At 47.0% G+C, this 24,558-nt stretch carries 20 protein-coding genes and 3 pseudogenes; 10 read left to right on the top strand and 13 right to left on the bottom strand.

The features are described from left to right. Positions 1–296: 296 nt before the first annotated feature. Both hcp and VIC_RS17980 read left to right on the top strand, forming a co-directional pair. Positions 297–1,959 (top strand): annotated as a pseudogene (gene hcp, locus VIC_RS17975) (hydroxylamine reductase). Positions 1,960–2,020: 61 nt separating this feature from the next. Next, complete coding sequence (locus VIC_RS17980; RefSeq protein ID WP_006961522.1) at positions 2,021–3,052, top strand: FAD-binding oxidoreductase; 1,032 nt, start codon at positions 2,021–2,023, stop codon at positions 3,050–3,052. Here the strand turns inward: VIC_RS17980 and VIC_RS17985 are convergent, their stop codons facing one another. Then, positions 3,053–3,916, bottom strand: a complete 864-nt coding sequence (locus VIC_RS17985) for a LysR family transcriptional regulator (protein WP_006961523.1) — start codon at positions 3,914–3,916, stop codon at positions 3,053–3,055. A 94-nt stretch (positions 3,917–4,010) separates the two neighbouring features. On the opposite strand from VIC_RS17985, the gene VIC_RS17990 reads away from it, so the two are divergent. Continuing rightward, positions 4,011–4,970 (top strand): nitrilase family protein, encoded by a 960-nt coding sequence (locus tag VIC_RS17990; protein WP_006961524.1) that lies wholly within the window; start codon positions 4,011–4,013, stop codon positions 4,968–4,970. Between the two features lie 69 nt (positions 4,971–5,039). On the opposite strand, the gene VIC_RS17995 is transcribed toward VIC_RS17990, so the two are convergent. The 5 genes from VIC_RS17995 to VIC_RS18015 form a co-directional block, all read right to left on the bottom strand. Continuing rightward, a complete protein-coding gene (locus tag VIC_RS17995) occupies positions 5,040–6,413 on the bottom strand; it encodes a YjiH family protein (protein ID WP_006961525.1) in 1,374 nt (457 codons plus the stop codon). Positions 6,414–6,706: 293 nt separating this feature from the next. Continuing rightward, entirely contained in the window at positions 6,707–7,606 is a 900-nt protein-coding gene (locus VIC_RS18000; protein ID WP_006961526.1) for a helix-turn-helix domain-containing protein, read from the bottom strand. Between the two features lie 71 nt (positions 7,607–7,677). After that, on the bottom strand, positions 7,678–10,767 hold the full coding sequence (locus VIC_RS18005; protein ID WP_006961527.1) for an efflux RND transporter permease subunit: 3,090 nt from the start codon (positions 10,765–10,767) through the stop codon (positions 7,678–7,680). Then, the gene (locus VIC_RS18010) at positions 10,764–11,906 is read right to left on the bottom strand and encodes an efflux RND transporter periplasmic adaptor subunit (protein ID WP_006961528.1); all 1,143 of its coding nucleotides are present in this window, start codon (positions 11,904–11,906) and stop codon (positions 10,764–10,766) included. The genes VIC_RS18005 and VIC_RS18010 overlap by 4 nt, the downstream gene beginning before the upstream one ends. Further along, positions 11,896–12,783 (bottom strand): ABC transporter six-transmembrane domain-containing protein, encoded by an 888-nt coding sequence (locus VIC_RS18015; protein WP_050778638.1) that lies wholly within the window; start codon positions 12,781–12,783, stop codon positions 11,896–11,898. The genes VIC_RS18010 and VIC_RS18015 overlap by 11 nt, the downstream gene beginning before the upstream one ends. A 157-nt stretch (positions 12,784–12,940) precedes the next feature. Here VIC_RS18015 and VIC_RS18020 point away from each other — a divergent pair, with 157 nt between their 5' ends. From VIC_RS18020 to VIC_RS26890, 5 genes are all read left to right on the top strand, one after another. Then, positions 12,941–13,498: a hypothetical protein gene (locus VIC_RS18020; RefSeq protein WP_006961530.1), complete on the top strand. Its 558-nt coding sequence runs from the start codon at positions 12,941–12,943 to the stop codon at positions 13,496–13,498. A 20-nt stretch (positions 13,499–13,518) separates the two neighbouring features. Then, entirely contained in the window at positions 13,519–14,406 is an 888-nt protein-coding gene (locus VIC_RS18025; protein ID WP_006961532.1) for a sterol desaturase family protein, read from the top strand. A 6-nt stretch (positions 14,407–14,412) separates the two neighbouring features. Further along, a complete protein-coding gene (locus VIC_RS18030; protein ID WP_006961534.1) occupies positions 14,413–15,090 on the top strand; it encodes a response regulator transcription factor in 678 nt (225 codons plus the stop codon). Beyond that, positions 15,087–16,382 (top strand): sensor histidine kinase, encoded by a 1,296-nt coding sequence (locus VIC_RS18035; protein WP_006961536.1) that lies wholly within the window; start codon positions 15,087–15,089, stop codon positions 16,380–16,382. Before VIC_RS18030 ends, VIC_RS18035 begins: the two co-directional genes overlap by 4 nt. Before the next feature lie 66 nt (positions 16,383–16,448). Further along, entirely contained in the window at positions 16,449–16,601 is a 153-nt protein-coding gene (locus VIC_RS26890; RefSeq protein WP_006961538.1) for a hypothetical protein, read from the top strand. Positions 16,602–16,633: 32 nt separating this feature from the next. On the opposite strand, the gene VIC_RS18040 is transcribed toward VIC_RS26890, so the two are convergent. The 5 genes and pseudogenes from VIC_RS18040 to VIC_RS18060 all read right to left on the bottom strand — a co-directional run bounded on the left by VIC_RS18040 (position 16,634) and on the right by VIC_RS18060 (position 21,550). Continuing rightward, positions 16,634–17,623 carry a succinylglutamate desuccinylase/aspartoacylase family protein gene (locus VIC_RS18040; RefSeq protein ID WP_006961540.1) on the bottom strand — a complete coding sequence of 330 codons (990 nt, stop codon included), beginning with the start codon at positions 17,621–17,623 and terminating at the stop codon, positions 16,634–16,636. A 105-nt stretch (positions 17,624–17,728) separates the two neighbouring features. Continuing rightward, complete coding sequence (gene yfcC / locus VIC_RS18045; protein WP_039952265.1) at positions 17,729–19,207, bottom strand: putative basic amino acid antiporter YfcC; 1,479 nt, start codon at positions 19,205–19,207, stop codon at positions 17,729–17,731. Between the two features lie 251 nt (positions 19,208–19,458). Further along, the gene (locus VIC_RS18050) at positions 19,459–20,457 is read right to left on the bottom strand and encodes a succinylglutamate desuccinylase/aspartoacylase family protein (RefSeq protein WP_006961545.1); all 999 of its coding nucleotides are present in this window, start codon (positions 20,455–20,457) and stop codon (positions 19,459–19,461) included. A 13-nt stretch (positions 20,458–20,470) separates the two neighbouring features. Next, positions 20,471–20,898, bottom strand: a pseudogene (locus VIC_RS18055) (MarR family winged helix-turn-helix transcriptional regulator). A 25-nt stretch (positions 20,899–20,923) separates the two neighbouring features. Further along, complete coding sequence (locus VIC_RS18060) at positions 20,924–21,550, bottom strand: cytochrome b/b6 domain-containing protein (protein WP_006961547.1); 627 nt, start codon at positions 21,548–21,550, stop codon at positions 20,924–20,926. A 143-nt stretch (positions 21,551–21,693) separates the two neighbouring features. Here VIC_RS18060 and VIC_RS18065 point away from each other — a divergent pair, with 143 nt between their 5' ends. Next, positions 21,694–22,125, top strand: coding sequence for a c-type cytochrome (locus tag VIC_RS18065; protein ID WP_006961549.1), 432 nt, complete (start codon positions 21,694–21,696; stop codon positions 22,123–22,125). Between the two features lie 65 nt (positions 22,126–22,190). Further along, entirely contained in the window at positions 22,191–22,856 is a 666-nt protein-coding gene (locus VIC_RS18070) for a hypothetical protein (RefSeq protein ID WP_006961551.1), read from the top strand. A 31-nt stretch (positions 22,857–22,887) separates the two neighbouring features. Here the strand turns inward: VIC_RS18070 and VIC_RS18075 are convergent. Further along, a pseudogene (locus tag VIC_RS18075) lies at positions 22,888–23,792 on the bottom strand (DMT family transporter). A 145-nt stretch (positions 23,793–23,937) separates the two neighbouring features. Further along, a complete protein-coding gene (locus VIC_RS18080; protein WP_019274291.1) occupies positions 23,938–24,390 on the bottom strand; it encodes an Lrp/AsnC family transcriptional regulator in 453 nt (150 codons plus the stop codon). Positions 24,391–24,558 lie beyond the last annotated feature (168 nt).

Genomic DNA, 24,558 nt, shown 5'->3' on the forward strand with positions numbered 1-24,558 from the left:
CGTTCCAGCTCACCCCATCATGATAATCATCATCTAACTTTCTGTTTTACTCACTTATCCTCAGCTCAAAATTCATACATTTTAATGACTATCTTATTTACTGTTTAGCTCTTTGCAGCATTTATTGATGTGTTATTTACATCATCACCGTTGTCATCTAGACAACATCCCCATATCCAAATAAAGGTAAATTCTTTAAGTATCAAATATTTAAATAGTGGCACGCTCTCTGCAGTTATAGCGCTAAACAAATCCAAGCGGCGTGACCGCATAAAGACTATTACTGGAGAAGCGCAATGTTCTGTATTCAATGTGAACAGACTATTCAAACCCCAACTGTTAAAGGTTGTTCTTTCGCCCAAGGCATGTGTGGCAAAACATCTGAAGTTTCCGATCTACAAGATGTACTGGTCTATACCCTTGAAGGTGTTTCGTACTGGGCAGAACAAGCTCGTCGCTTTGACATTATTGATGACGAAGTTAATCAATGGGCGCCAAAAGCCTTCTTCTCGACCTTAACCAATGTGAATTTCGACCCCGAACGTATTCTTGAACTCGCTGCACAGGCTGCGCAGTTTAAATCCCGACTAAAAGAGCAGACACTCGCTGCGGCAAAACTGGCTGACGTTGAACTTGAGCCCGCACCTAAAGTCGCTAATTTCGAGTTACCAGCGAGTGCTGAAGCGATCCTCGAATTTGCTCCTCAGGTTGCGGTCAACCGTGGCTATCAGGAGATCAGTGAAGATGTGATTGGTTTACGTCTGCTGTGCCTTTACGGCCTGAAAGGTGCTGCCGCTTACATGGAACACGCACGCGTCTTGGAGCAAACCAATAACGATATTTACGCTGAGTATCATGAAATCATGGCGTGGCTAGGCACTGATCCAGAAGATCTTAACGCTTTGCTTGAATGTTCAATGCGTATTGGTCTGATGAACTACAAAGTTATGGAAATGCTAGACCTTGGTGAAACCACTACTTTCGGCCACCCAGAGCCAACTCAGGTCAACGTTAAACCAGTTAAAGGCAAATGTATTTTGGTTTCGGGGCATGACCTGCATGACCTAGAGAAAATTCTTCAGCAAACCGAAGGAACCGGAATCAACGTTTACACCAACGGTGAAATGCTCCCTGCGCACGGTTATCCTGAGCTGAAAAAATACCCGCACCTGGTCGGCAACTACGGCAGCGCATGGCAAAACCAGCAGAAAGAGTTTGCTAACTTCCCTGGCGCGATTGTCATGACGTCTAACTGTCTGTTGAACCCGAACATGGGTCAGTACTCAGATCGCTTGTTCACGCGTAGCATCGTTGGCTGGCCCGGGTGTTGCACACATTGAAGGTGATGATTTTAGTCAGGTGATTGAGTGTGCACTGGCGCAAGACGGTTTCCAACACGATGAAATTGAACACATGATCACCGTAGGCTTTGGTCGCAATGCGTTGATGAGTGCAGCCCCAGCAGTGGTTGAGCAGGTCAAAGAAGGGAACATTAAGCACTTCTTCTTAGTTGGTGGTTGTGACGGCGACAAAGCAGAACGTAGCTACTACACCGACTTCACCGCTAGCGCGCCTGAAGATACTCTGATCCTGACACTGGCCTGTGGTAAGTTCCGCTTCAACAAAAATCAGTTTGGCGACATCAACGGTATCCCGCGCTTACTGGATGTTGGCCAGTGTAATGACGCCTATTCAGCCATTCAGCTTGCCCTAGCATTGTCGAAAGAATTTGACTGCGACATCAACGAACTGCCGCTAACACTCGTGCTGTCTTGGTTTGAGCAGAAAGCCATCGTGATATTGCTGACTCTGTTTGCTTTAGGTGTGAAAGGCATCTATACAGGCCCAACCGCACCTGCATTCCTGACCGATAACCTCATCCAAATCATTCAGGACAAATTCGACATGCGCAGCATCGGCAATGTTGAAGACGATCTGAAAACTATCCTAGCAGCTTAATCCCTGCCTTTTGATAGCCCAGTCAGTTTGTTTGGCTGGGCTCTTTTACTTGTGAGGAATTATGATTCGCGAATGGCAAAACAACCAACCCGCCCGACTTCGTTGTGTTGATAAATGGCAGGAAACATCGGATACCGTCAGCTTGACTCTGACCTCTGATACTCCCCTACCAAATGGATTTGATTTCAAACCGGGTCAGTTTATTTCGTTAGGTTTTGAGTTCGACGGCAAGGTGGAATACCGCGCGTATTCTGTTTCTTCGTTACCGGGGGAATCGCATCTTAAATTGACCGTCAAACGAGTCGAGAATGGCTTGGTATCCAACTACATCATTGACCACTTCAATTCCGGAGATAGCGTCTTGGCACTGGCGCCGACTGGACCATTCAACAGCATCGATTGCCCACCGATGCATAAAGTGGCTTTGCTCAGTGCAGGTTGCGGCATCACACCTGTCATGTCGATGGCAAAACATTGGCTGAAAACCAAAGCAGACGTCGAGATAACCTTTATTCACATGGCGAAAAGCGCTGCTCAGACTATCTACTTTGATGAGCTGGAGTCCATGGATGCGCAATACCCAAATTTCCACCTGAAGTTACTGCTTAAAGACAATACAGGCACACGCCACCCGCAAGGACGGCTCGACAGAGAGTGGTTAGCCAAACTCTGCCCAGACCTTAACCAACGCACAGTTTATCTCTGCGGACCAACTCTGTTTATGCAGGATATGGAGAGCAACGCGTTGGCACTGGGCGTTGAGGCGGCGCAATTCCATCAGGAAAGCTTTACCCCTATCGAAGCTCATAATGAAAGCTCGTCAGATGGTGTTGTTCAGTTCGAAGTGCCAGCGTTTGGCGTATCAAAAGAAATCAGCCAAGGCGCTACCTTAGCTGACGTGCTGGAAGAAAACGGGGTGCCAATTATTATCGCCTGTCGCAGCGGCATGTGTGGATCCTGCAAATGTAAAGTGATTAAGGGCGAAGTCAGCCGCACCAGTACGGAAACGCTGACTGAAGAAGATCTCGCCAATGGTTATACCTTAGCGTGTTCGAGCCAAATTCAGTCCGACGTCGAAGTTGAGTTGTGTTAATCAGCGCGATTTAACCAGATCAACAAAGCGAGACACCAGTGGATTGCTATTGTCTCGCTGCCAAACCAACCCAACCTGCCAACTGGTATACTCACCACCTAAGGGTATATAACGTACGCTTGGGCTATGAATTTGCTGAGCACTTTTCGGCATAATGGTGTATCCAAGCCGCGCAGACACTAATGCCAGCAAAGTTAAAATATCATCTGCTTCTTGATCCGCGGCTAAATTTTGGTGCTGACTCATCAAGTAACGTTCAATCTGAAGATTGAGCCCGGGGCCACGATTGGAGGCCAATTTGAGGTAATGCATGTTTCGCAACGAACACCAGAGATTGCCTTCATCCAAGTGCTCACTCTCGTGGACAGCCACAACCAACTGATCAGAATAAAGCGCTACTGCATCGTATCTGCCTTCATCAGGTATTCGATTGAAGCTCAAATCCAATTCACCGCTATTCAATTTCTCCAACTGAGTTTGAGAAGGAATGTCATTGAGCGTCATGCTGACATCGGGATAACGTTGTTTAAATTGTGCCACCCAGTGCGGTGCCTGATGATATGTCGAAATACCAAAGCCAATGTTGAGATGTCCAGCTACGCCCTGAGAAACGAGCTCAGACAGTCGGTGAAACTGCTCGAACCGTTCGACCAGTTGTTTAGCTTCAGGCAACAGGGTCTGCCCCGCGGCACTCAGTACTGCACCATGCCTGCCTCGTTCAAACAGACGAGCAGCCGTCTTCTCTTCCAAGCGCTGAATCTTTTTCGTTAGCGCTGACTGGGTGATGAACAGACGCTCCGATGCCAAGCGGTAGTTCTTGCTCTCTGCCAATACACAGAAAGCTTTCAGGTGCTCCAAATCCATTCCAATTACTCATTGAATGTCGAATATCTTTCATTATATGGAATTGATAAAGATATCTAAACTCGATGTCAGTTACTTAACTGGAGAGATCACAATGAAGAAGCTGAAAGTGGCATCGGTTCAATTTAACCATCACGCCGGAGACAAAGCGTACAATTTTTCGACAATCAAAAAGTTTGTTTATGATGCTCAAACTCAGGGCGTAGAACTTATTACCTTTCCAGAAATGTGCATCAGCGGCTACTGGCACCTCAACACACTGGAACGCCATGAGATTGAACAACAGGCAGAAGCTGTGCCTAACGGCCCATCCAGTCAGGCTTTGCTGGAGCTATCACGAGAAACGGGAATCACCATTGGTGCTGGCCTGATTGAAATTGATGCCGACGGCAATTTGTACAACACCTTTATTCTCGCCATGTCAGATGGTCAAATCACTAAACATCGTAAATTGCATACTTTTGTTAGCCAATACATGAGCAGTGGCAACGAATACACGGTAGTCGATACGCCTCACGGCTGGCGAGTGGGTATTTTGATTTGCTGGGATAACAATCTGGTTGAGAATGTTCGCATCACGGCTCTTAAAGGCGCTGACTTGTTGTTAGCCCCCCACCAGACAGGCGGCTGCCATTCGAGAAGCCCGAACGCTATGGGGCTCATTGACCCTCAACTATGGCACAACAGAGATTCCAACCCGCAGGCGATCAAATCGGAGATGCAAGGCAGAAAAGGCCGAGAGTGGTTGATGCGCTGGCTACCCGCCCGTGCTCACGATAATGGCCTTTTCCTAATATTCAGCAACGGCGTTGGCGTCGATGTTGATGAAGTGCGTACTGGCAATGCGATGATTCTTAACCCTTATGGCGAGATCATCACTGAAACGGACAGTGTCGAAGACGATATGGTGATAGCGGAACTCGACCCAACAGAGCTGGAAATGTGTACTGGTCGACGTTGGATTCGTGGACGACGACCGGACTTATACACCGATCTGACCCAACCTCTTGGGCATGAGCTGGATCCGTACCATGCCCGCTTTGATGATAAATAGCCCATATACAAGTTAGCCCGCTAAGTCAGACTTAGCGGGCTAATTCATCAAGCAATGTCAATCAACGTATCAAAAGATCCAATGTGCGACCAATACAATGATTGGCAGCGTAACTAGCGTTCTTAGCAGGAAGATGGCTACCAACTCCAAAAAGTTCACAGGGACTTTACTGCTTAGAATTACAGAACCAGTCTCTGACATGAAAATCAGCTGAGTTACAGACAACGCTGCCACAACAAACTTGGTCAGATCAGCATTAATCGTCGACGCTGCAATGATCGAAGGTACGTACATATCAGCAAAACCAACAAGCATAGTTTCTGCCGCCGCAGCCGCTTCCGGAACATTCAACGCATTTAGCAGTGGAATGAACGGTGCACCCAGCAATGAGAATAATGGTGTCGTTTCAGCGACAACCAGACCTAAAGTACCGATCGCCATAACCACAGGTAGCACGCTGATTACCATGTCCAGTGCGTTGTGCACACCTTCTTTAGCTACCGCTCCAAGGCTTTTCACTTTGCTTGCTCTGTGCAGTGCCAACTTCAAGCCAAAGCCCATAACCGACTGACCCGCAGGCACCAATTCGTCATTACGATTAGGCTTAGTACCATCAATGTACAGGTCTTTCTTATACGATAATGGTGGCAGATACTGAATCACCATCGCGGCAATCACGCCAGACAAACAGATAGAGAAGTAGAACGGGACAAAGAAATTCTCTAAGCCAACCTGAGTTAATACCACCAGTGAGAAAGAAATCCCAACCGGAGAAAACATAGTCGCGACAACCGCTGCTTCACGCGCAGTGTATTTTTTGTCTTCATATTGTTTACTGGTCAGAATCACCCCAACGGTGCCATCACCTAGCCAAGAAGACATACAGTCAATCGCAGCACGACCTGGCAAACGGAAAACTGGGCGCATAAAACGGCTCAGAACAGTACCCAGCAACTCAAGCAAACCAAAGTTGAGTAACAGTGGTAGCAGCAAACCGGCTAGGAAGAAAGTCACCAGTAAAGAAGGCAGAAGGTCATTAAGAACCAGCCCACCCGTATTGCCGTTCCAAATCACTTCAGGCCCGATCTGATGCAATGCCATAAGAGTGAACACCGCACCTAAAACTCGAACGACCAGCCAAACTGGCGTCAGAACAAACAGCCTTGTCATCAATGCAGATTGAGTCACAAAAGTTGGCTTGATGAGACTGGCAAGAATAGAAGCGACCGCAGAGAAGCAAATCACAGCGGTGACTGTTGGTAAAATCGCATCCCCAAGGATAGCTTTGACGCCTTTCGCCATCAGCGCTAGCGGAAAGGTGAAGTTGCCATCAATGGTTAACGGTGCAAGGAAAAAGAAAAGGCCCAACAAAGACGGAATTGCGAACATCAATATGTTGCGACTGTTTTTGTGGTTCTCTTCGGCTAAAAGTGTATCACTCATCTGACTGCTCCCTAGATGATTATATTTTCACAATTAGTGAATAAGTTCTCTTTGCCGAAATTATAACGACAAAGATTTCACACTCAAGCAAATAATGAAAAATAATTCACTAAAAACGCATAACAATATAAATCAATACGTTATGGAGCTAAGGTAATTGGTGGCATTTTGTACGCACGTGCTTTAATAATAACCACAGACTCTTTAATTACTTACTTTTATATCGAGCATAAATATGACTATTTATGCATCAACCATAAGCAAAGTGATTCGAGTAGCCCCGATGAATAGAGTTAGCGGATAATAGGTATCTGAAATGAAAACGTTGCCCCCCCTGTTAAGGTCAACTCAATATCACGAACCATTTCAATCAAAAAAGCACTGCCATCAATTTCCAACTTCTGCTCGTCTACAATCTCAAACAGCGCTTCTAAAGCCGCACTGTAAGCAACATCAGAAATCAGATACACCTCAGCGCACAGGTAGTACCCTTCAGGAATCACAAAATCGTAGAGAGCTTCGTCGACTTGCCAATCACCAATGAACGTCTCAATTTGATCCCATACTTTTTCAAGTTGGTTTATCGGCGTTGCACCGAGCAAATTGACTGTTCTTTTGCCGTAGAGCTCGATAACCGAATCCCAATCAGGATCTTCCAGAGCAATCTTTTTCATGCCTCTTTTGGGATACCAAATCAATTCGGTCGGCATTGATTCTGCCAATTCAGTTTCAATCGATTGTTGAGTACCAGGGTGAGCAAGCTTAGCAATAAACTCAGACGTCTCTCGCGGTGTAGATTCGTAACCCATTTTGCGAATTTGTTTCGCGGTAACCCCAAGCTCTCTTTTCAAAGCCTTACCTAAAGCTTGTGAGGAAGAGAAGCCACAGTAGTGAGCAATTTCCATCACACTCCAAGGTTCATCATTGAGCAGCAAATTCACCGCCACTTGCAGGCGTAAGCGACTAAGATACTGCCCCGGTGTCTCATGAAACAATTCGCTAAACTGGCGATGGAAATGATAAGGAGAAATCGCGCTTTCGGTTGCTATTTGCTCCCACGACCTGTGCTCAGCCAGTTCTTCATGCATTAGCTTCAATGCATGTGCAAAGCGCTTTCTGAGATGCTCAGGTAATGGCTCCAACAAAGCAATTTCAGGCACCAGTTTGAATGCAGGTTTCTCTTGTTGTGACATTGATACGGACCTCACTGGGGCGACAGGATCACTATCGCCCGCCAACCGAATAAAATCAATTACGCTCAGCATTATGCAGGCTCAAGCGCCAACTCATCTTCCATCACTTTAGGCGCCTTACGACTGGTCATCCCCAACAATATAGGGATCAGCAGTAACGTCACCGCAGTAGCGAACAATTCGCCAAACACCAGAGAAACCGCAGCAGGTTTAAGATACTGAGCCTGCTCAGCCGTTTCACTGAGTAGTGGTAACAAGCCACATACTGTTGTTATCGTGGTGAGAAAAATGGCCCGCAAGCGACTGGTTCCAGCCGTGACTAATGCCTGCTTTAGCGGTACACCACTGCGGTATTCTGCATTAAAGCGCGTGATCAGTACCAATGAGTCATTGATCACTATTCCCGTCATTGCCATCATGCCAAACATAGACAGCAAACTGATTGGCAGATCCATCAAGTAGTGCCCAAAGATCGCCCCAGCAAAACCAAATGGAATCACCGCCATGATGATGAATGGCTGCCAATAAGACTTCAGCGGAACCGCCAACAAGATGTAAATCAGCAGAATGGTCAAAATCATCGCTGAGCGGAAGCCGTCAGAGACTTCACCAATCTCTTCAAATTCGCCGCCTGCTTTGATCCGAACTCCTGGATACTGCTGATGCAGCGTTTTGATCTCAGAGCTGAGCTGAGCCATTGTCTGCTCAGGCGCCTGAACGTCTCGGTTTTGCTTCCAATAGAGGTTTACCACTTGCTCACGATTACGTCGGTAGAGTATCTGAGGCTCCTGCTCATGACGAAATTCAGCAATATCACCGAGTAAGACACTCTTCCCTTCAGACAGCAACACCATCGTCTGCTCAAGCTGAGCGAGGGTTTTACGCTCTGAACGAGGATACTGCAACAGCACCTTAGTTTCTTGGCCTTGTTCTAACAGGCGGTGAATTTCTCGCTCACCAAATGCCTCACCCGCCAATCGCGCCAACTTGTCTTGCGTCAATCCGAGCTGTTGACCGTATTCATTCAGCACTAGCCGCACCTGAGGCTGGCCGCTTTTACCATCATCATAAATATCCGCCACGCCAGGCAAAGCAGCCAGTTTGTCCACTAACTGGCTACTGACGCGCTTAGCAAGTTCACGGTCGCTGGATGATATCGAGATGAATGTTCCACCAGCAGGCGCTTCAGCCGCACTAAACTGAACTGAATAGGCTCCTTCAATGTTCCCAGTATGAGTACGCCAACTATCGGTCAGTAAATTACCCGGCAAGAGGCTCAGGGCTTCACTGGTTAGCTCGGCGGTCACTTCCACCTCTCCATAACCACCCGACCACGCAAGCAGGTTTACCACGGGTGGCTGGCTCAACGGGTAGTCTTGCATCAGCTCGTCTTCGACGTTGATCATCGCCTGTTCGATTTGATCTAAGGCTTTCTTTTGTAACGGCAAAGGGGCACCGTCTTCTAGCTCAACTTTCGCGGTAACGTATCGACCGGGGATTTCGGGGAAAATGGCACTTCGAATCGTCCCAGTAGACCACATGCCATACGCCAGTACGATAGCGGCGACAAAGCCCAGCAGTGATGCCAGTTTGTAATCCAACACCTTTTCCAAGGTGGGCTTATACACTCTGAAATTGAACCACTCCAAACCACCTTGAGCCACAGACTGAATGCGAGAGAAAATGCCATTAGATTTTTTACTCACGGACAACTGCGCTAGGTGTGATGGCAGAATAAACTTACTTTCAATCAGAGAGAAGATCAGCGCAAATATCACCACAGCGGAGAACCCAGCCAGAATCTTGGCAAAATCGTTGTTAATCCAAAGCATTGGCGAAAATGCCGCAATAGTGGTCAAAACACCAAATACCGTTGCAACGGTAACCGAGTGTACACCGTGCCATGCCGCTTTGCGCCCACTCGCATGTTTGCCTCGCTGCTCGTGAATGGCCTCGCCAACAACCACGGCATCATCGACTAGAATCCCCAATACCAGAATAAAGCCAAACAAAGTGATGTCATTGATGCTGTAGTTAGCCAGTTGCATCGCTCCTAAGGTACCTGCGATAGCGACTGGTATACCCACGGCCACCCAAAATGCCAGTTTCAGCTCAAGAAAAATGCCCAGTAGCACCACAACAATCAAAAGGCCTTGCCACGCATTATCACCGAGCCTGAACAGTTGCTCTTCAATATAGGGCGCCATATCTGCCATGGTATTCAGCTCAATGTCTGAAGGCAGGATTTTGCGTTGCTCCGCCAAGGTATCCTTAATTGCATCACTCACTTTGAGCAGGTTGTCGGTCTGGCTGGTGCTGATCAGCAGAGCGATAGCATTGATGCCATTATTGCGCACAATGGAGCCACTACGCTCATAGCCACGACTCAGCTTAGCGATGTCACCTAAATAGACGGTACCAGATGGGCGAGAGACGATCGCCAAACGACGCAGCTTCTGTACGTCATCGGCGTAGCCATCACCACGGATAACCATGCGGCCCTTGTCACTGATCAGCTCACCTGTGCGAGATTCAAGTGACATCTGTCCGATGGTGCTGGCTAAATCTTCCAGACTCAAACCCAGTTTCTTGAGCTGCGCTGGATCTGGTTCAATGATAAGTTGTGGCTTGCGACTTCCCCAGTTGGATACTTTAGAAATCTTTGGATTACTTTTTAGCGCTTGCTCGACCTGTCTTGCGATGGGTTGAAGTTGCTCATCGCTGCGTGGCCCCGAAACGACAACAAAAGCGGCCAAGTTAGTAAATTCATTTCTAACCACCTGAGGCTTTTCAGCTTGAGCAGGAAAACCATTGATGGCGTTCACTCGGTTACGTACATCATCCAGCAGCTTATTGAGGTCGGCGCTGCTGGTTTTGCGTACAACAACACTCGACATTCCTGCGCTAGACTGGCTGGTCACCTGTTTAATACCGGAAATGCCACTGATGGACTCTTCAATTCGCTGTGTAACACTCTCATCAATCTGTTTAGCTGTACCTCCCGGGTAGGCAACATTGATCACAACCGATGACGGCGCAATCTGCGGAAAAGACTCCACACGGAGTTGACCAAACGCCATAACACCACTGGCGATGATCGCAAGCATCAACAGATTCGCCCCTACTGGGTTGTTGATAAACCACTTAGTCAGCCAGCTCATTGATTACCCTCCTGCTTCGCAACCAATATCTGCGCAGCTTGAGGAGCGACTTGCTTCCCCGGTAGCATCGACAGCAGTGGGTACACCACCACCTGACGTGCCTTAGCGCTGTCCTGATCAAAGCGGGCATATACCTGTTTACGTGCTTGTCCTATTTGCGTAACCCACTCTTTCTGCAATCGGTTCTGCTCATCAAGTGTCCAGACGTATCCATCTCGTGTGATCGCACTGAGTGGCAAGGTCACAATTTCAGGCCGTAAGCCGAGACTAACGATGACTTTCACCTGTTGATTAGGCAGTAAACGAGTCATTCCTTGATAAGGTTCGCGAACAGACAAAACCACTTGTCGCTGACGTGTGGTTGGATCAGCCTGAGGCGAGAGATATCGAACCTGTGCCTGCCACTCGCTGCCATCTCGATTCACAATTTTAATCTCAGGCTGACGCAACGCGGATTGCACCTGCTGCCAGTGAATTTCCGAAACAGGCAGCTCGACATCCAGTGAGTCGCTGGCGGCGAGTTCAAAAGTCACCTGCCCGGCTTCCAACCATTCACCGGGGCTGATGTTACGACGCATGATCACAGCATCAAACGGCGCTGCAATACTTGCTTCCTCAAGCAACTTTGCTGCACTGGTGTAAGCCTGTTTTGCCTGCGCCAACTCTGCCTTGGCTGCCAACACCTGTGGCTCACGGCGAGCAAACGGTGAGCTTTTGGTCGGTGATAACATTTTTAACGCGACCGTTTGTTCGTGCTGTGCCTGTTTCAGGTTTAGCTCTGCCTGCTTAACACTGCTGTTTGCCTGAGCCAGATTAGACTCTAAAGCGCTCGTATTGAGCTTCGCCAACAAGGTCCCTTTTTTCACCAGTACGCCCGGTTCGATATCGGGATTCAACCACTCTAATTGAGCGCTGCTTGAAGCCTTAAGTTGAATCGGCCAACGCGCGGTGGTTGTTGCCAGCAAAGTCAAATTGGAATCGTGATCTTCCGGCGTCACTTGCAGTACCGAAACGGGGGTTTTGCTCGGCGCTTTTTGCTCAATCACAACTGGCTGAGGCTCTAAAACATCTACAACCACTAATGCCGCGAAAATTGCCCCACAGCCAGCTAATATTGCAAGAGTCTTTTTAAATTTCATAAGGCTTCTCCTCTACAGCCAATTGAGCGGGGTTTTGATTTAGTCGTTGGCTGATCTCCATCAGACGCGACAAGGTTTGCAGTGTGATAGGCAACATCACTGCCGTTTCCACGAATTCGAGTGAGTAAGTTACGATGGAAAAAACCTGACCCACAGTAGGATCAGTAAGAATATTGACCATCCAAAGGTTGGTTAGGACTGCGGCAAATAAAACAATAAAGATCAGCCCATACACCAGCGCTTCGGTATCGGACAGTTTGATTTCACAGCGTTTCAAGCGTTCGAAGTGCGTTCTAATCGCCGCAAAAGGCTGACCGCTGAGCACGCGAACCTGTTGCTCTAACTGATCGTTTAACGCGCCGTTAAGTCGCGTAAAGGTTTGATGGAACAGAGCATAAATCAGCAGCATACTCAGCCCTGCGATCAATACGCATAATGCAAGTTTGATATGAAAAGTGGCGAGAATGACAACGGTAGCGACCAACTGCACAACGGCAGTAATCAGCGATGGTAAATCTTCTTCTAGAAAATCTACCAGCTCGCGGGACATGGACAGTCGGGCGTCTTTGACTGATACCGATTGACCGCGCAAATTACGCTCAACCAAATTGGACAACCGCACTCGGATCCCGCCATAAACGCGAGTATCGTAAAAACGACGTGCAACGCTGATGACCACCAGTACAAACAAGATCGCTGCAAACATAAGCAACGGCTGCAAGTTTTGCTTAAGCACACCATCAATAGCAAAACCGATAAACAGCGGCAGCAAAATCATAAATACGTTCTCAGCCAGAACCATCAGCCAAGTAAACATGACTTTAATGGGACTCAGCCGGATAACGGACCGAAGTGTGATGGGTTGATTGAACAGCATTATTGACCCCACAAATGAATGTGGCGCCAGTATTACCAATTATTAACCAGAAAAAGTGTCCCAGATTGCTGTTTTGGGCAGTAACCTTTTGTTAACCCCTTCGCGCTTATTCTTCTCGCCATATTTAACACAACAGTAAATATGGGACGGAGATGAAATGAAACTGTTCGCTTCAATACTGGCCACTGCCGTGATTACTGGCTTTGTTTGGGGGCTGGTTGTACTTCAGCCAGCGATGGCTGACAGCAAGCAGCAAGCGCAGATCAAAAATGAATCAAGCGATGTTTCTCGTGACATGAAACGAGGCGATACGCCGCAGCAATACTTACGTGGAGTGACCAAAACAATCTCCCTTGAGTCCTTACCTTCGCTGTGGCGAGAATTCGATCGCAAGCTAGTTGAGCCCGATAAACTCCCAGACAACTTAGACAGAATCGTTGTCTTGTATCAAGACCTCAATAGCGACTTTACTGAAGCTCAAGTCACCATAGGCTACCCAACCGAAAAGAGCCCATTGGCGAGCGACTTAGTCACACTCCCTGCCATTGAAGAGGCAGAGCTACTGATGCATAGAGGTCAGCATTCAGAATCGGAACTCATGGATGCTTGGAGACGCATTAATTTCCAAAAGTCCGTCGATGCTTTAGTGGAGATCCACTACCTCAATTCACAAGGACAACCGGAATCCAGCCAGTTGTCTGTCTACTATAAATAAAGAGGCACAGGAGATACGTTATGGAGTTTATGTCTCAAATTTTCTCTGAGGCGACCATTATCTTCACCGAAACTTGGGTGGACGATAACTTTGTTCTCATTGCCGTTGCGATCTTTTTGATCGAGCTGATTCGATACGCGTTCAAAAAGAAACTAAGCTGGAATATGTTGGGTGACAGTGCGACCAACTTTGTGACACTGTTTTTCCTCTTAGTGACGATATTCTTTGTCGGCTTAGCCTATGTTGCAGCGTTTGTCTTTGCTTATGAGAATCTTAGCATGACCCATCTTCCTATCACCGGCTGGACCATTCTGGGTTGCTTGATACTGGCAGATTTAGCCTACTACTGGGAACACCGATTTTTGCACAGCAACGGCTTAGCGTGGGGGACACATTCCGTGCACCATAGCTCTCCGTATTTTAATATTTCCGTGGCTTACCGCTTCGGGCCGCTAGACTGGTTTTTCCCATTCTTTTTCCATTTGCCGTTAATACTGCTTGGTTTTAATCCTTTTGTGGTCCTGATGTGCGAAACCTTTGTTCAGCTATTCCAGACGCTGCTGCATACCGAAACCGTGAAGAAGTTTCCGAGACCGATAGAAGCCATCTTCAATACACCGTCACACCATAGGGTTCACCATGCGACGAATAAGCAATATCTGGATAAGAATTACGCGGGTATTCTGATCATTTGGGATCGTATGTTTGGTACCTTTGCTCGCGAAGACGAAGAGGTGAAATACGGAGTTTACCCACGGATTAATTCCGTCAATCCATTTAAAGTATACTTCCACGGCTATGCCAAACTGATTCAGCAATTGTGGCATGCACCAAGCTGGAGTTATCGCCTACAGCTTCTGGTCAAGCCGCCCATCTGGGCATGGAAACAAGAACAACAAAGGAAATAGAGCATCATGAGTATTAACGCCCTGCTAATCGAAGACGATAGAGATCTGGCCGAAGCCATCAGTGACTATATGGAGCTAGACGGCTTTGAGTTTGATTTTGCCTACAATGGCGCAGCAGGGCTTAATCTAGCGTTAACTAATCAATACGACATCATACTCACCGACATCAACATGCCCAAAATGGATGGTATTGACGTCTGTCAGTCACTCAGAGAGCAAGGCGTCAGTACTCCTGTTCTGATGCTCACCGCAAGAGATACACTCGATGACAAAGTCACGGGGTTTGCTGCTGGATCTGATGACTATTTGGTTAAACCTTTTGCCATGGAAGAGCTCAAAATTCGTCTGCAAGCGCTGATTCGGCGCTCACAAGGTACCGTCACCTATCTTAAAGTCGGTGATCTGAGTATCGACTTGGATAAGCATCAAGCCACTCGTGCGGGTCAAACCTTAAAGCTTCCACCTGTGTGTTGGAAAATGTTGGTTTGTCTGATGCGCAATAGCCCCAACGTCGTCAGTAAAACCAAACTCGAAGAAGAAGTCTGGGGAGATGAGCTTCCTAGTCCAGATAGCTTCAAAGTCCACCTATTTAAACTTCGTCAGGCTATCGATGCCCCTTTTGAGAGTAAGCTGGTTCATACCGTGCACGGCGTAGGGGTAACAATCAGAGAGGAGGAGGCATGACTCGGGTCAGTATAAAGCGCGATATCTACCTCTACCTTTTTGGTATCGTCATCAGCCTCACTGCCATTTATGGACTGATGATCAATCAGAGTTATCAAACGGGGCTGTATGAAGCCGCCAAGTATGGCTTTCTTTACGAGCTTAAAGCGGCGGAAAGCGAGTACCTCAAATCTGGGCAACTTCCTCAATCTCAAAGCAGTACGCTTCAGGTCTACCTCGATTTCAATCAAGTCCCGCAGAAGTTTCTGACCGCCTTCGACTGGAACAGCTTTGAGAACGACGCCATCTACGAACGCTATATCCCCGCCACCGATGCAGCGTCGGGCGAATATCTGTATGCCGCCTACCATCATATCCCCAGTATCGATGCCACCTTGTATGTGGTGTCTCAGTATGACGAGTCCATTTATCTGGAATTGTTTGAGCTCAATCCTCCCGAGTCGGTCAGCCAATTTAACTCTGCCTTTATCATGATTGGCGGCTTACTGTTGCTGGTCTTTCTGATCATTCGCTTATTGATCTATCGCCTGACGAAACCCATTCTCGTGCTTTCCCAGTGGTCGGAAACGCTGGATCTAAATCAGACAGAGAAACTAGAACGCTTTCGCTATCGCGAGGTGGACCTTCTCGCCAACCAGTTGGTCGAAAGTGTCCGCAATGAAAGAGATGCCATCGACCGCGAGGAATTCTTTCTCAGAGCCGCCAGTCACGAATTAAGAACACCCGTCTCGATTATGTCTGCCAGTGGCGAAATGCTTGGGCGCTTGTCTGATTCGATGCCGCGAGGCGGGCAAAGAGCGGTTGCTCGTATCCAACGTTCGGTGGCGACGATGCAAACCCTCATCACCACGTTGTTATGGATGAGCCGAAATACCCAGACGGAACTCGAAGCCAGCCGCGTCAACTTCAATCACCTTGCCAGTGAGATCATCGAAAGTCATCGCTATCTGATTGAAAGCAAAGACATCAGTGTAGAGTTGGACGCCAGCTCAGACTCTTTACAAACGCAGGTTCCACTCGCGCTAATCCAAATTGTCCTGAACAATTTAGTACGCAATGCTTTTCAACACAGCGCTGACGGCATTGTCCATATTGAATTGTCTGAGGAGCACATTACCATCTCCAATCCCGTAGAGCTGTCGGATAGTCAACAGTCCACCGAAACGTCCTTTGGAATTGGCTTGGCTCTGATTGAAAAAGTGTGTCGAAATCAGGGCTGGCACTTCATTCATCAGCAGAAAGATGACACCTATTTAGCCAAAGTCGATTTACAGAAAGAGTATGAATCGTAGACGGTAACCAAAAATTAACCTGCCATCGACTATCCTTGTTCCCAAGTTAAACAGCAGGAGTCAAACATGGGAACCTGGATTTTAGAAACATTACTTTGGGCAATCGTGACCGTTGCGGTTTGTGTCGCTATCTGGGGATTCACCCTACCTAATATCCTGATTGCATTGGGAGTCTCTGTCGGTGTCTCATTGCTACTCGGTAATAGCTGGCGCAGTTAACGGGATGTGTAAGACATCGAACCAAACGATGTTTACTTAATCATCCGAACAATGAGAGACCCCGGAGAACGCAGTGCTTCTAGGTTACAACTAAGGACAGTGCCAGATTCCGGGGCATAGTAACTTGCGACATCAAACCCTAGACTGTTGTATTGAATCGCAAGCAACTCACCCTTCTCAACCTTCTGCAACAAAGACACCTGTGGCTCTACAAAACCACCTTGCTTCGCCCGAATGCTGATGACTTGCTTCCCTTCTAGACACGAGTCATTTTCAACAACCTCACCTGGTAACACCTTATGATAACGCAGCACATTCAGAACGCCTTCTGCGGCGCGCTCAACCATTTCAGCATCATGGTATCGGCCAGAACCGACCTCCACAGTAATACTTGGTACACCATGCTGGTTCCAAGTGGACTCCAAAACGCCTGACTCACCCGGATCGTTCAAAATAACATCTGGATTCATTAGCTTAGCTAATGTCCTGGCCTGTTCAAGGCGGTAGTCAGCAAACACGTATAACGGGTAGCTGGTGCCGGTGGTTTGAGTATGCAAGTCAATCGCGATTTCGGCATTAGGCTTAAGTACATGCTGCCAAAGGTTACCTAAATAACGCGCTGCTTCATTGCCCGCTTTATCTCCGGGGAAAAAGCGATTGAGGTTGGCGGAAGAGACATCCGGATCAACGGTGTGAAAGTCACGACTATGGTGAAGAATGCCGCTTAGGTTGATGGTCGGGACGATAGTAACGCAACCTGCCAGCGATTGCCCTACCAGCGCTTTTGCTACTTTCAGAGCGGTAACAATACCGTTTTGCTCATCCCCATGAACACCTGCTGTGATCATGACTTTTGGACCAGGCTTCGCACCTTTAAATACTCGGACAGGCATTTGTTGCCACAAGCCAAGTGCGTCCGTAGCAACGGCAAATAAAAACGCATGCTCACCCGCTTGCAGTGAATCAACATCAAGCGAATGAATAATTGGAAAATGTTCCACCACAGGGGCAACGTCAGACATACCCAAACTTCCTTATAGAACAAAGGCGAGCATACACTCGCCTTGAAAAAACAGCTTACTTTAATCTCTGTTGCTAGTTGTGAATAGCACCAGATTAGAATTTTGTTAGGCAAATCCCGCCATGTGCGCGGCAACCACGACGATGCTGGAAAGCCCGAACAAAATCAACATAAAGCGACCACAGAACTTGACCCAAACGCCCCAGTCAATGCGACACACACCCAGCGTAGCCATTAGAGAGGCTGAGGTCGGAACGATGATGTTGGTAAAGCCGTCACCCAGCTGGAAAGCCAATACCGCAACTTGACGTGTCACACCTGTGATGTCAGCCAGAGGAGCCAACAACGGCATAGTAAGTGCTGCCTGACCAGAACCAGAGGTCACAAAGAAGTTAAAGATGGATTGGAACACATACATCAGCCAAGCCGCCATCACATCTGGCAAACCGCTGATCAAGCTTCCTGCGCTATTTAAAATCGAGTTTAGGACACTGGCTTCATCAGTTGAACCTCCGCCAAGGATCAGCAATACACCTTTGGCACAGCCAACCAGTAACGCAGGTGCCAGCATGATACTTGCACCATCTTTAAACGCCGCCGACGCTTCGTTTAACGTCATCCCATTAAGGCGGAAGATCGTGCCAAGAATCGCCACAATGAAGCCCATAGTGAAAAACTGAGAGGCAATTTCTGGGATATACCATGCGTGAGCGACAACCCCCCAAACAACCCAAGCTGTTGTGCCAACCACGGTTAGCAGCACTAATGTATCACCAAATGTCCATTTTACCGCTGGTTGGTCTGATGAATCCTGCTTTCTAAAGTAAGCATCTGTGTTGTAGGTGATCGATTTGCTTGGGTTCGCTTTAATTCGCGATGCATAAGCCATGGTAAAACCAATAGCTAGTAGGGTGAAGCCTGCCCACATGACCATTCGCATCGTCATCCCAGACAGCACCGGAACTCCGGCAATACCTTGTGCAATTGCAACGGAAAATGGATTCATCCAAGACGTCGCAAAACCAATTTGGGTCGCGACATAGGTGACCATTACGGTAGTGATGCTGTCATAACCCAATCTCACCATTAATGGCGCGATAATAATGGCAAAAGCGACCGCTTCTTCGCCCATACCAAAAACGGCTCCGCCCAAAGAAAACAGCAGAAACAGCACTGGAATGAATAAGATCTCGCTGCCCTTTGTTTTGTCGATCAGATAGAGGATACCGTTGTCTATCGTGCCAGTGCGGATGACCACACCAAACGAGCCACCGATAAGCAACATGAACATGATAACGCCAATAGCACTGCCCCATTTAGAACCTGAAACCAGCCCTTCAAAGGGGAAGTTCATCAGGCCAATACCGCCACCCGATGCAAAAAAACCAACGCTGTTGTACACCAGTTCCCCTTGCTCATCCCTCTCATAAGAGAAAGATTCAGGGTCGATGACTGAACGTGTTTTTTCTACTCCGTCCGCGATGTAGGCCACTTCCTGGCTCTCAAATGAGCCAGCGGGTACAAAGTAGGTGAGAATGGCAGCGAAGATACCGATAATAAAGATGAGAACTAAAGTGTCCGGCATCTGCCAGGTTTGGGCTTTTTCTACCCCAGATTGTTGTGTTTGAGCGTGTGACATTTTATGAATATTTATAGTTTAAAAACGCATAAAACATCACACAATTAGTTAGTATGTTCAACTATAAAAGAACTAAAAATCGCCCTTTGAAACAATTTAATACGAAAAAACAGCAATTCTTAATAATATAATTTCATCACTGTTAAATATTGTCGTTCAGGCAAAAACCACATAAATGGTAAGACCCTCATTGATAACTAATCAATCAACCGAACAACCAATGACCCCGGAGCACGAACCGACTCAACATTGTGGCTAATCACAGTCGCTTTGATTGGTGAGTAATACGTCTGGATCTCATCACCAAAGCTGTTGTATTGAGTGGCCAGCTTCTGCCCTGCTTCAACCAAATCCATCAGCTCAACATGGCAAATAACGAAACCGCCTTGCTCAGCCCGAACACTGGTGATTCGCTCGCCTTCCACACAAGGGTGATCCAGATCGACAACATCGCCTTCTATAAGCTGATAATCCTTGAGAACATTCTGTACTCCCGTGGTCGCGCGCTGAATCATCTCCAAGTCAGTGTATCGACCTATCCCAACTTCAATGGTGATGGATGGAATATCAGCTCGGTTGTAAACCGTTTCCAAAATCCCCGGGTCTCCGGGATCATTGAGAATCACATCGGGATTGATGAGTCTTGCCATTCGAATCGAATCATCCAATCGATAGTCAGCAAAAGCGTATAAAGGATAAGCCGAACCACTGGTCTGAGAATGGAGATCGATGGCCAAATCCGCATTGGGTTTCAGCAAGTTCTCCCAAAGGCTATTGGCATAGCGGCTAGCGTCATCGCCATTTGGATTACCTGGGAAGACGCGGTTAAGGTTAGCGGATGAGCTATCGGGGGCAGCAGAATGAAAGTCTCGACTATGCCTTGCTATTCCAGAAAGGTTAACAGTAGGCACTATGGTAATGCAGCCTGAGATAGACTGACCTTCCAACTCACGCGCCAGTTTTTGTGCCGTTAGAATTCCGTTTTGCTCATCACCATGAACACCTGCGGTAATCATGATACGTTTACCCGGTTTATCACCTTTAAACACACGTACAGGCAATGTCTGTGGATGACCAATGGCATCTGTGGCAACCGCAAACCAGAACTTATGCTCTCCCGGCTCCAATGCATTAACGTCCAACGCTTGTATCGTTGGATACATAGGCACAATGCACTCATTTAGTGGCTTCGTCATCAGTTCTCTTCCCTTAAACAGCGGCGACCATTTTTTGCAGCAGGCGGATGATTTCATCACGCTCTTCAGGATCAAGCGAGCTAAGCAGCTTTTGATTGATCGCCATAGGGATAGGAACCAAGGTTTCCTTTAACGCTCTTCCTTCATCAGTCAGATAAATACGAAAAGCGCGACGGCTATTAGGATCAGGCTGACGCTTAACCAGACCTAAATTTTCCAACTTATCAAGAGTGCGTGTCGTAGTTGAATTTTCCACTTTGGATTCTGAGCGATATCGCGCTGGGTCACGCCTTCCTCTTCCCACAAACACATAAGCGTTGGCCAAAGGGCAAGTGTTAATCCATGCTTTTTTAGTTCCGTATCAAAGGTTTTTGCAGCATCATTCGCCACCACATTGATCAACCAGCCAAAGCTGCTTTGTCTATCAAACGTCTCACTCATCGACGAGTTCTCTCAACCAGTAAATTTACAAAGAAAAGGCAATAATTGTCATGGTAACTGATGTAGCTATAACTAGCACTAGCAAAGCTCGAAGTTGAGAAACAAACAGAAGAGCCGGATACTCAAACACGCCTTTCTGAACACCAGTGACCATCGCCCAAGTTAACGGCTTAGCACGCAGTTTATAAACAATAATTGCCCCTACATGCAGCGCGATCAAAACCGGAAGAACATTAGCCAAGGTTAAATGCACCACTTCCAGCATATTGAATAAGCCATCCGTTAGCCAAATCTCCGCCAGAGGCAAATTGTCTAACATCCCAGCTAACGCCAAACCAGAAACGCACTGTAGAAGCAATGCCGTGATCATAGCCACAACCATCCACCCACCCGCTGGATTGTGGCCAGGTTGTGCACTTGCCCTACCCATCATATAGCGGACAACTACTTTAGGTGAACGTAGAAACTGCCTGAAACGGCTGGTTTCGCTACCCACATAACCCCAAATTAATCGCCAAAGAATAAGGGTGAACAAGGCTAACCCGAGTTGTACATGCGGGCCGTTACCTGAAAACCCAGACGCCATTAATGCAATAAACAAAACAGCTTGTAACCAGTGATAAAGGCGTGTCGCCAGATCCCAAACTTTCATTTTCCACCTCGACGGTATTGTTGATGAACTAATCTTTGCATAAACTTACACAGCAATAGTTGCAATTGCAACTATTGCTGTGTAAATTTAATTTCATCAACGAAGAAGATCCCTTTCGGATCGATTAATCAGGAGAGAGTCACATGAAAAAGATACTCATCGGTTTAGCAGTGGTGCTGCCTTTAACTGCAATTGCACAAGACTTTAGTCAGCAGATAACAGAACGCCAGAATGCCTTTGAAGGCATTGAATCGACCAGCAAACTGGTCAACAAAACCTTGAATGGCCGTGATACCGATTGGAGAAAGCTTGAAAATCAAAGCCAAAAGTTAGCAAACCACAGTCAAACGCTGCTGACTCTTTTTCCGCAAGGTAGCCATGTAGATAGCAAAGCAAAGCCTGAAATCTGGAGTAAACCAGACAAATTCAATCAATTGCTCACACAAATGGATCAAGGCTTTCAAGACCTCTATCAAGCGAGCCAGAACAAAGACATTAAGATGGCCGAATCAGGTTTTGAAAGCGCTCAAGATACCTGCCGCAGTTGCCATCGCAGCTACCGTTCTCGCTGGTAACTTCATTTAATAACAACAGACAGCAATAACAAATACAGCCATTTTCAAACTATTAAGGAAATAACATGAAATTTATTCGCTCATCCGTACTCTTAATCTCTCTTTTTATTTCAGGTACCGTCTTCGCTGCGGACTATGGCGTCGAGCTATCATGGAACACAGACAATGCTGAGCAAGTATTAAAAACGCTACCAGAACAAAAAGCCGCATTTGGCGAGTTAATTGAGCAAGGAGCTGTCAAAGATATGTTTGTTATTCGAAGCAAAGTGGATGGCAAACCGATTCAGTTATTGAGGTTCGTACTTGAGGCAGACAGCGAAGCCGATGTACAGCGTAAGCTAAAAGACTTGCCTATGTACCAAAAGGAGCTGGTCAAGATCAGTAACATCCGCATGTTGGGATCTAAATGGCTAGATAACACGCCTGTCTACAACAACTACGGTGTTGTCATCACTTGGAAAGAAGGCATAGAAGCGCTTGAAATGGACAGAGTATTAGGCATCGACTTGCAGCGTGTCATCAGCCTCAATCAAGCTGGGTTTATTACCTCCTCTTATCTTGATACGCAGAAACTATCTAATGGTGTCGTACGCCCCATTTACTCAGTCTCTTTCCTTGCAAAAGATGCACAGCATGCTCGTGAACTCAGTAACCAGTTTGAAGCGGTAACTCTAGGTTATGCCACTATCGAAATTCAGCACTTAGGCCACAAGATTAGCTTAAGTCGATAATAAAAAAGCGGACTGTAAAGTCCGCTTTTATTTAAGATTCTTTGGTCGACGTGACCACAACACTAAACAAAATTAACACCCCACCAATAACCTGCATTGTAGTGAACGACTCCTGCACCAAGCCATAGCAAATAGGGCGCCGAATAACGGCTCACTCCCCATCAGCAAGGATACGCGCGTTGGAGACGTACGGCGCACTGCATAGTTCTGAACATAAAAGGCAAACAAGGTACAGAACAAGACGAGATAGATGACCGTTAGCCAAAACTCCCATGAAGCAGGAACAACAAACTCAGATGTAGGTAAGTAAGTGACGGCGCATACAATCGCCACCAATGCCACAACTAATGATTGGAGCGATGTTAAGGTTGATGTGGTGATCACCTTACCTTCCGTAAACCGCTTGGTCATAGTAACCATTAATGCACGGAGCAGAGCTGCCGTTAAAATGAAGTAATCACCACTGTTTAGGGAAAACTCAACACTCTCTTCGCTCGTCAGTAATAAAACGCCAGCCACACTGCAAGCCGTTAGCCCCCATAAGGTATTACTGACCTTCTTTTTATTGATCAACAGCTCTGCGAAAGCGGTCAGAATGACAGACATGCTGATCAAAAACGCCGCGTTTGATGCTGAGGTTTGGGAAACGCCAAACACTTCACAGAAAAAAATCGCCGATAGAATAAAACCAGTGGGAATCGCTATCTTCCAGTCTTTATTCAATCCCCGGCGAAAGTCTCGAATCACCACAGGTAACAGACATAAAAAGGTGATCGAAAATCGTATCGAGATAAACACCAGAACACTTGTGTATGCCAAGGCACTTTTCGTCAGGCCGTAACTCGTCCCCCAAAATATCGCAACCAGCAACAACAATGATTCCGTTACGGGGAACCTCACATTCCCTTTTTTTAGCGAATTTGCAGCTGTTGTCATTTCATTCCTCCATCCTTGTGAATGCTATTGCGAGTACGTCCCTGTACGCGCACTTGTCCAAATAAATAAGTCCTTTGTAGTTGGTGATAAAAACACTGAATCACGGGATTTGTTTTAATGGTTCAGGCCCAAATCTCGAAAAAGATTAACGTTGAATAGTTTGATGCAGTACTACGGTGTTGTTTAATGACTGAATGCCGTTAAACGACTCTATTTCGTTACACAGGGTATATATCGACTGAAGATCTGGCGCTTCAATGAGAGCAATAATGTCATAAGATCCTCCCACGATACTCGTCAGCCTTACCTCTGGAATCTCTCTAAGAGCTTCCGTCACATTATTCTTTTTGCCTTTCTCACATGAAATCAGCAAGTAACTTGCTGCTGTTCTGCCTTCTTGCTCAACTCTGATCTGTGCGGTGTAGCCTTTAATGATACCGGTTTTTTCCAACCGGTTGATGCGCTCGGTAACTGCGGTGCGCGACAAGCCAATGTTACGCGATAAGTTAGCGATTGACTCGCGGCCATTAGATAAAAGGTTAGAGAGAATTTTCCGATCCAGTTTATCTAGGCCCTGAAGGTTAGTCGTTGACATCATATATCCTGCCTTACGTTGTTATTATTCATTTGCTTTTTATAGGTTGATGGTTTTTGGTAAAGAGAGTCGATACAACTCTACTGGGGTAAAGTCGGTTGTTTTTCGAGAGTGGAGCTATCCGTCATAACCATCAAAACCAGACAGCTCACCCTTGTTCACAATGATTCG

The sequence above is a fragment of the Vibrio coralliilyticus ATCC BAA-450 genome (assembly GCF_000176135.1).
In the GTDB taxonomy this organism is placed as follows: Bacteria; Pseudomonadota; Gammaproteobacteria; order Enterobacterales; family Vibrionaceae; genus Vibrio; species Vibrio coralliilyticus.

Coding starts and splice junctions, on each gene's coding strand:
- VIC_RS17980 (WP_006961522.1), top strand. CDS start 2,021: ATGATTCGCGAATGGCAAAACAACCAACCCGCCCGACTTCGTTGTGTT.
- VIC_RS17985 (WP_006961523.1), bottom strand. CDS start 3,916: ATGGATTTGGAGCACCTGAAAGCTTTCTGTGTATTGGCAGAGAGCAAG.
- VIC_RS17990 (WP_006961524.1), top strand. CDS start 4,011: ATGAAGAAGCTGAAAGTGGCATCGGTTCAATTTAACCATCACGCCGGA.
- VIC_RS17995 (WP_006961525.1), bottom strand. CDS start 6,413: ATGAGTGATACACTTTTAGCCGAAGAGAACCACAAAAACAGTCGCAAC.
- VIC_RS18000 (WP_006961526.1), bottom strand. CDS start 7,606: ATGTCACAACAAGAGAAACCTGCATTCAAACTGGTGCCTGAAATTGCT.
- VIC_RS18005 (WP_006961527.1), bottom strand. CDS start 10,767: ATGAGCTGGCTGACTAAGTGGTTTATCAACAACCCAGTAGGGGCGAAT.
- VIC_RS18010 (WP_006961528.1), bottom strand. CDS start 11,906: ATGAAATTTAAAAAGACTCTTGCAATATTAGCTGGCTGTGGGGCAATT.
- VIC_RS18015 (WP_050778638.1), bottom strand. CDS start 12,783: ATGCTGTTCAATCAACCCATCACACTTCGGTCCGTTATCCGGCTGAGT.
- VIC_RS18020 (WP_006961530.1), top strand. CDS start 12,941: ATGAAACTGTTCGCTTCAATACTGGCCACTGCCGTGATTACTGGCTTT.
- VIC_RS18025 (WP_006961532.1), top strand. CDS start 13,519: ATGGAGTTTATGTCTCAAATTTTCTCTGAGGCGACCATTATCTTCACC.
- VIC_RS18030 (WP_006961534.1), top strand. CDS start 14,413: ATGAGTATTAACGCCCTGCTAATCGAAGACGATAGAGATCTGGCCGAA.
- VIC_RS18035 (WP_006961536.1), top strand. CDS start 15,087: ATGACTCGGGTCAGTATAAAGCGCGATATCTACCTCTACCTTTTTGGT.
- VIC_RS26890 (WP_006961538.1), top strand. CDS start 16,449: ATGGGAACCTGGATTTTAGAAACATTACTTTGGGCAATCGTGACCGTT.
- VIC_RS18040 (WP_006961540.1), bottom strand. CDS start 17,623: ATGTCTGACGTTGCCCCTGTGGTGGAACATTTTCCAATTATTCATTCG.
- yfcC (WP_039952265.1), bottom strand. CDS start 19,207: ATGCCGGACACTTTAGTTCTCATCTTTATTATCGGTATCTTCGCTGCC.
- VIC_RS18050 (WP_006961545.1), bottom strand. CDS start 20,457: ATGACGAAGCCACTAAATGAGTGCATTGTGCCTATGTATCCAACGATA.
- VIC_RS18060 (WP_006961547.1), bottom strand. CDS start 21,550: ATGAAAGTTTGGGATCTGGCGACACGCCTTTATCACTGGTTACAAGCT.
- VIC_RS18065 (WP_006961549.1), top strand. CDS start 21,694: ATGAAAAAGATACTCATCGGTTTAGCAGTGGTGCTGCCTTTAACTGCA.
- VIC_RS18070 (WP_006961551.1), top strand. CDS start 22,191: ATGAAATTTATTCGCTCATCCGTACTCTTAATCTCTCTTTTTATTTCA.
- VIC_RS18080 (WP_019274291.1), bottom strand. CDS start 24,390: ATGATGTCAACGACTAACCTTCAGGGCCTAGATAAACTGGATCGGAAA.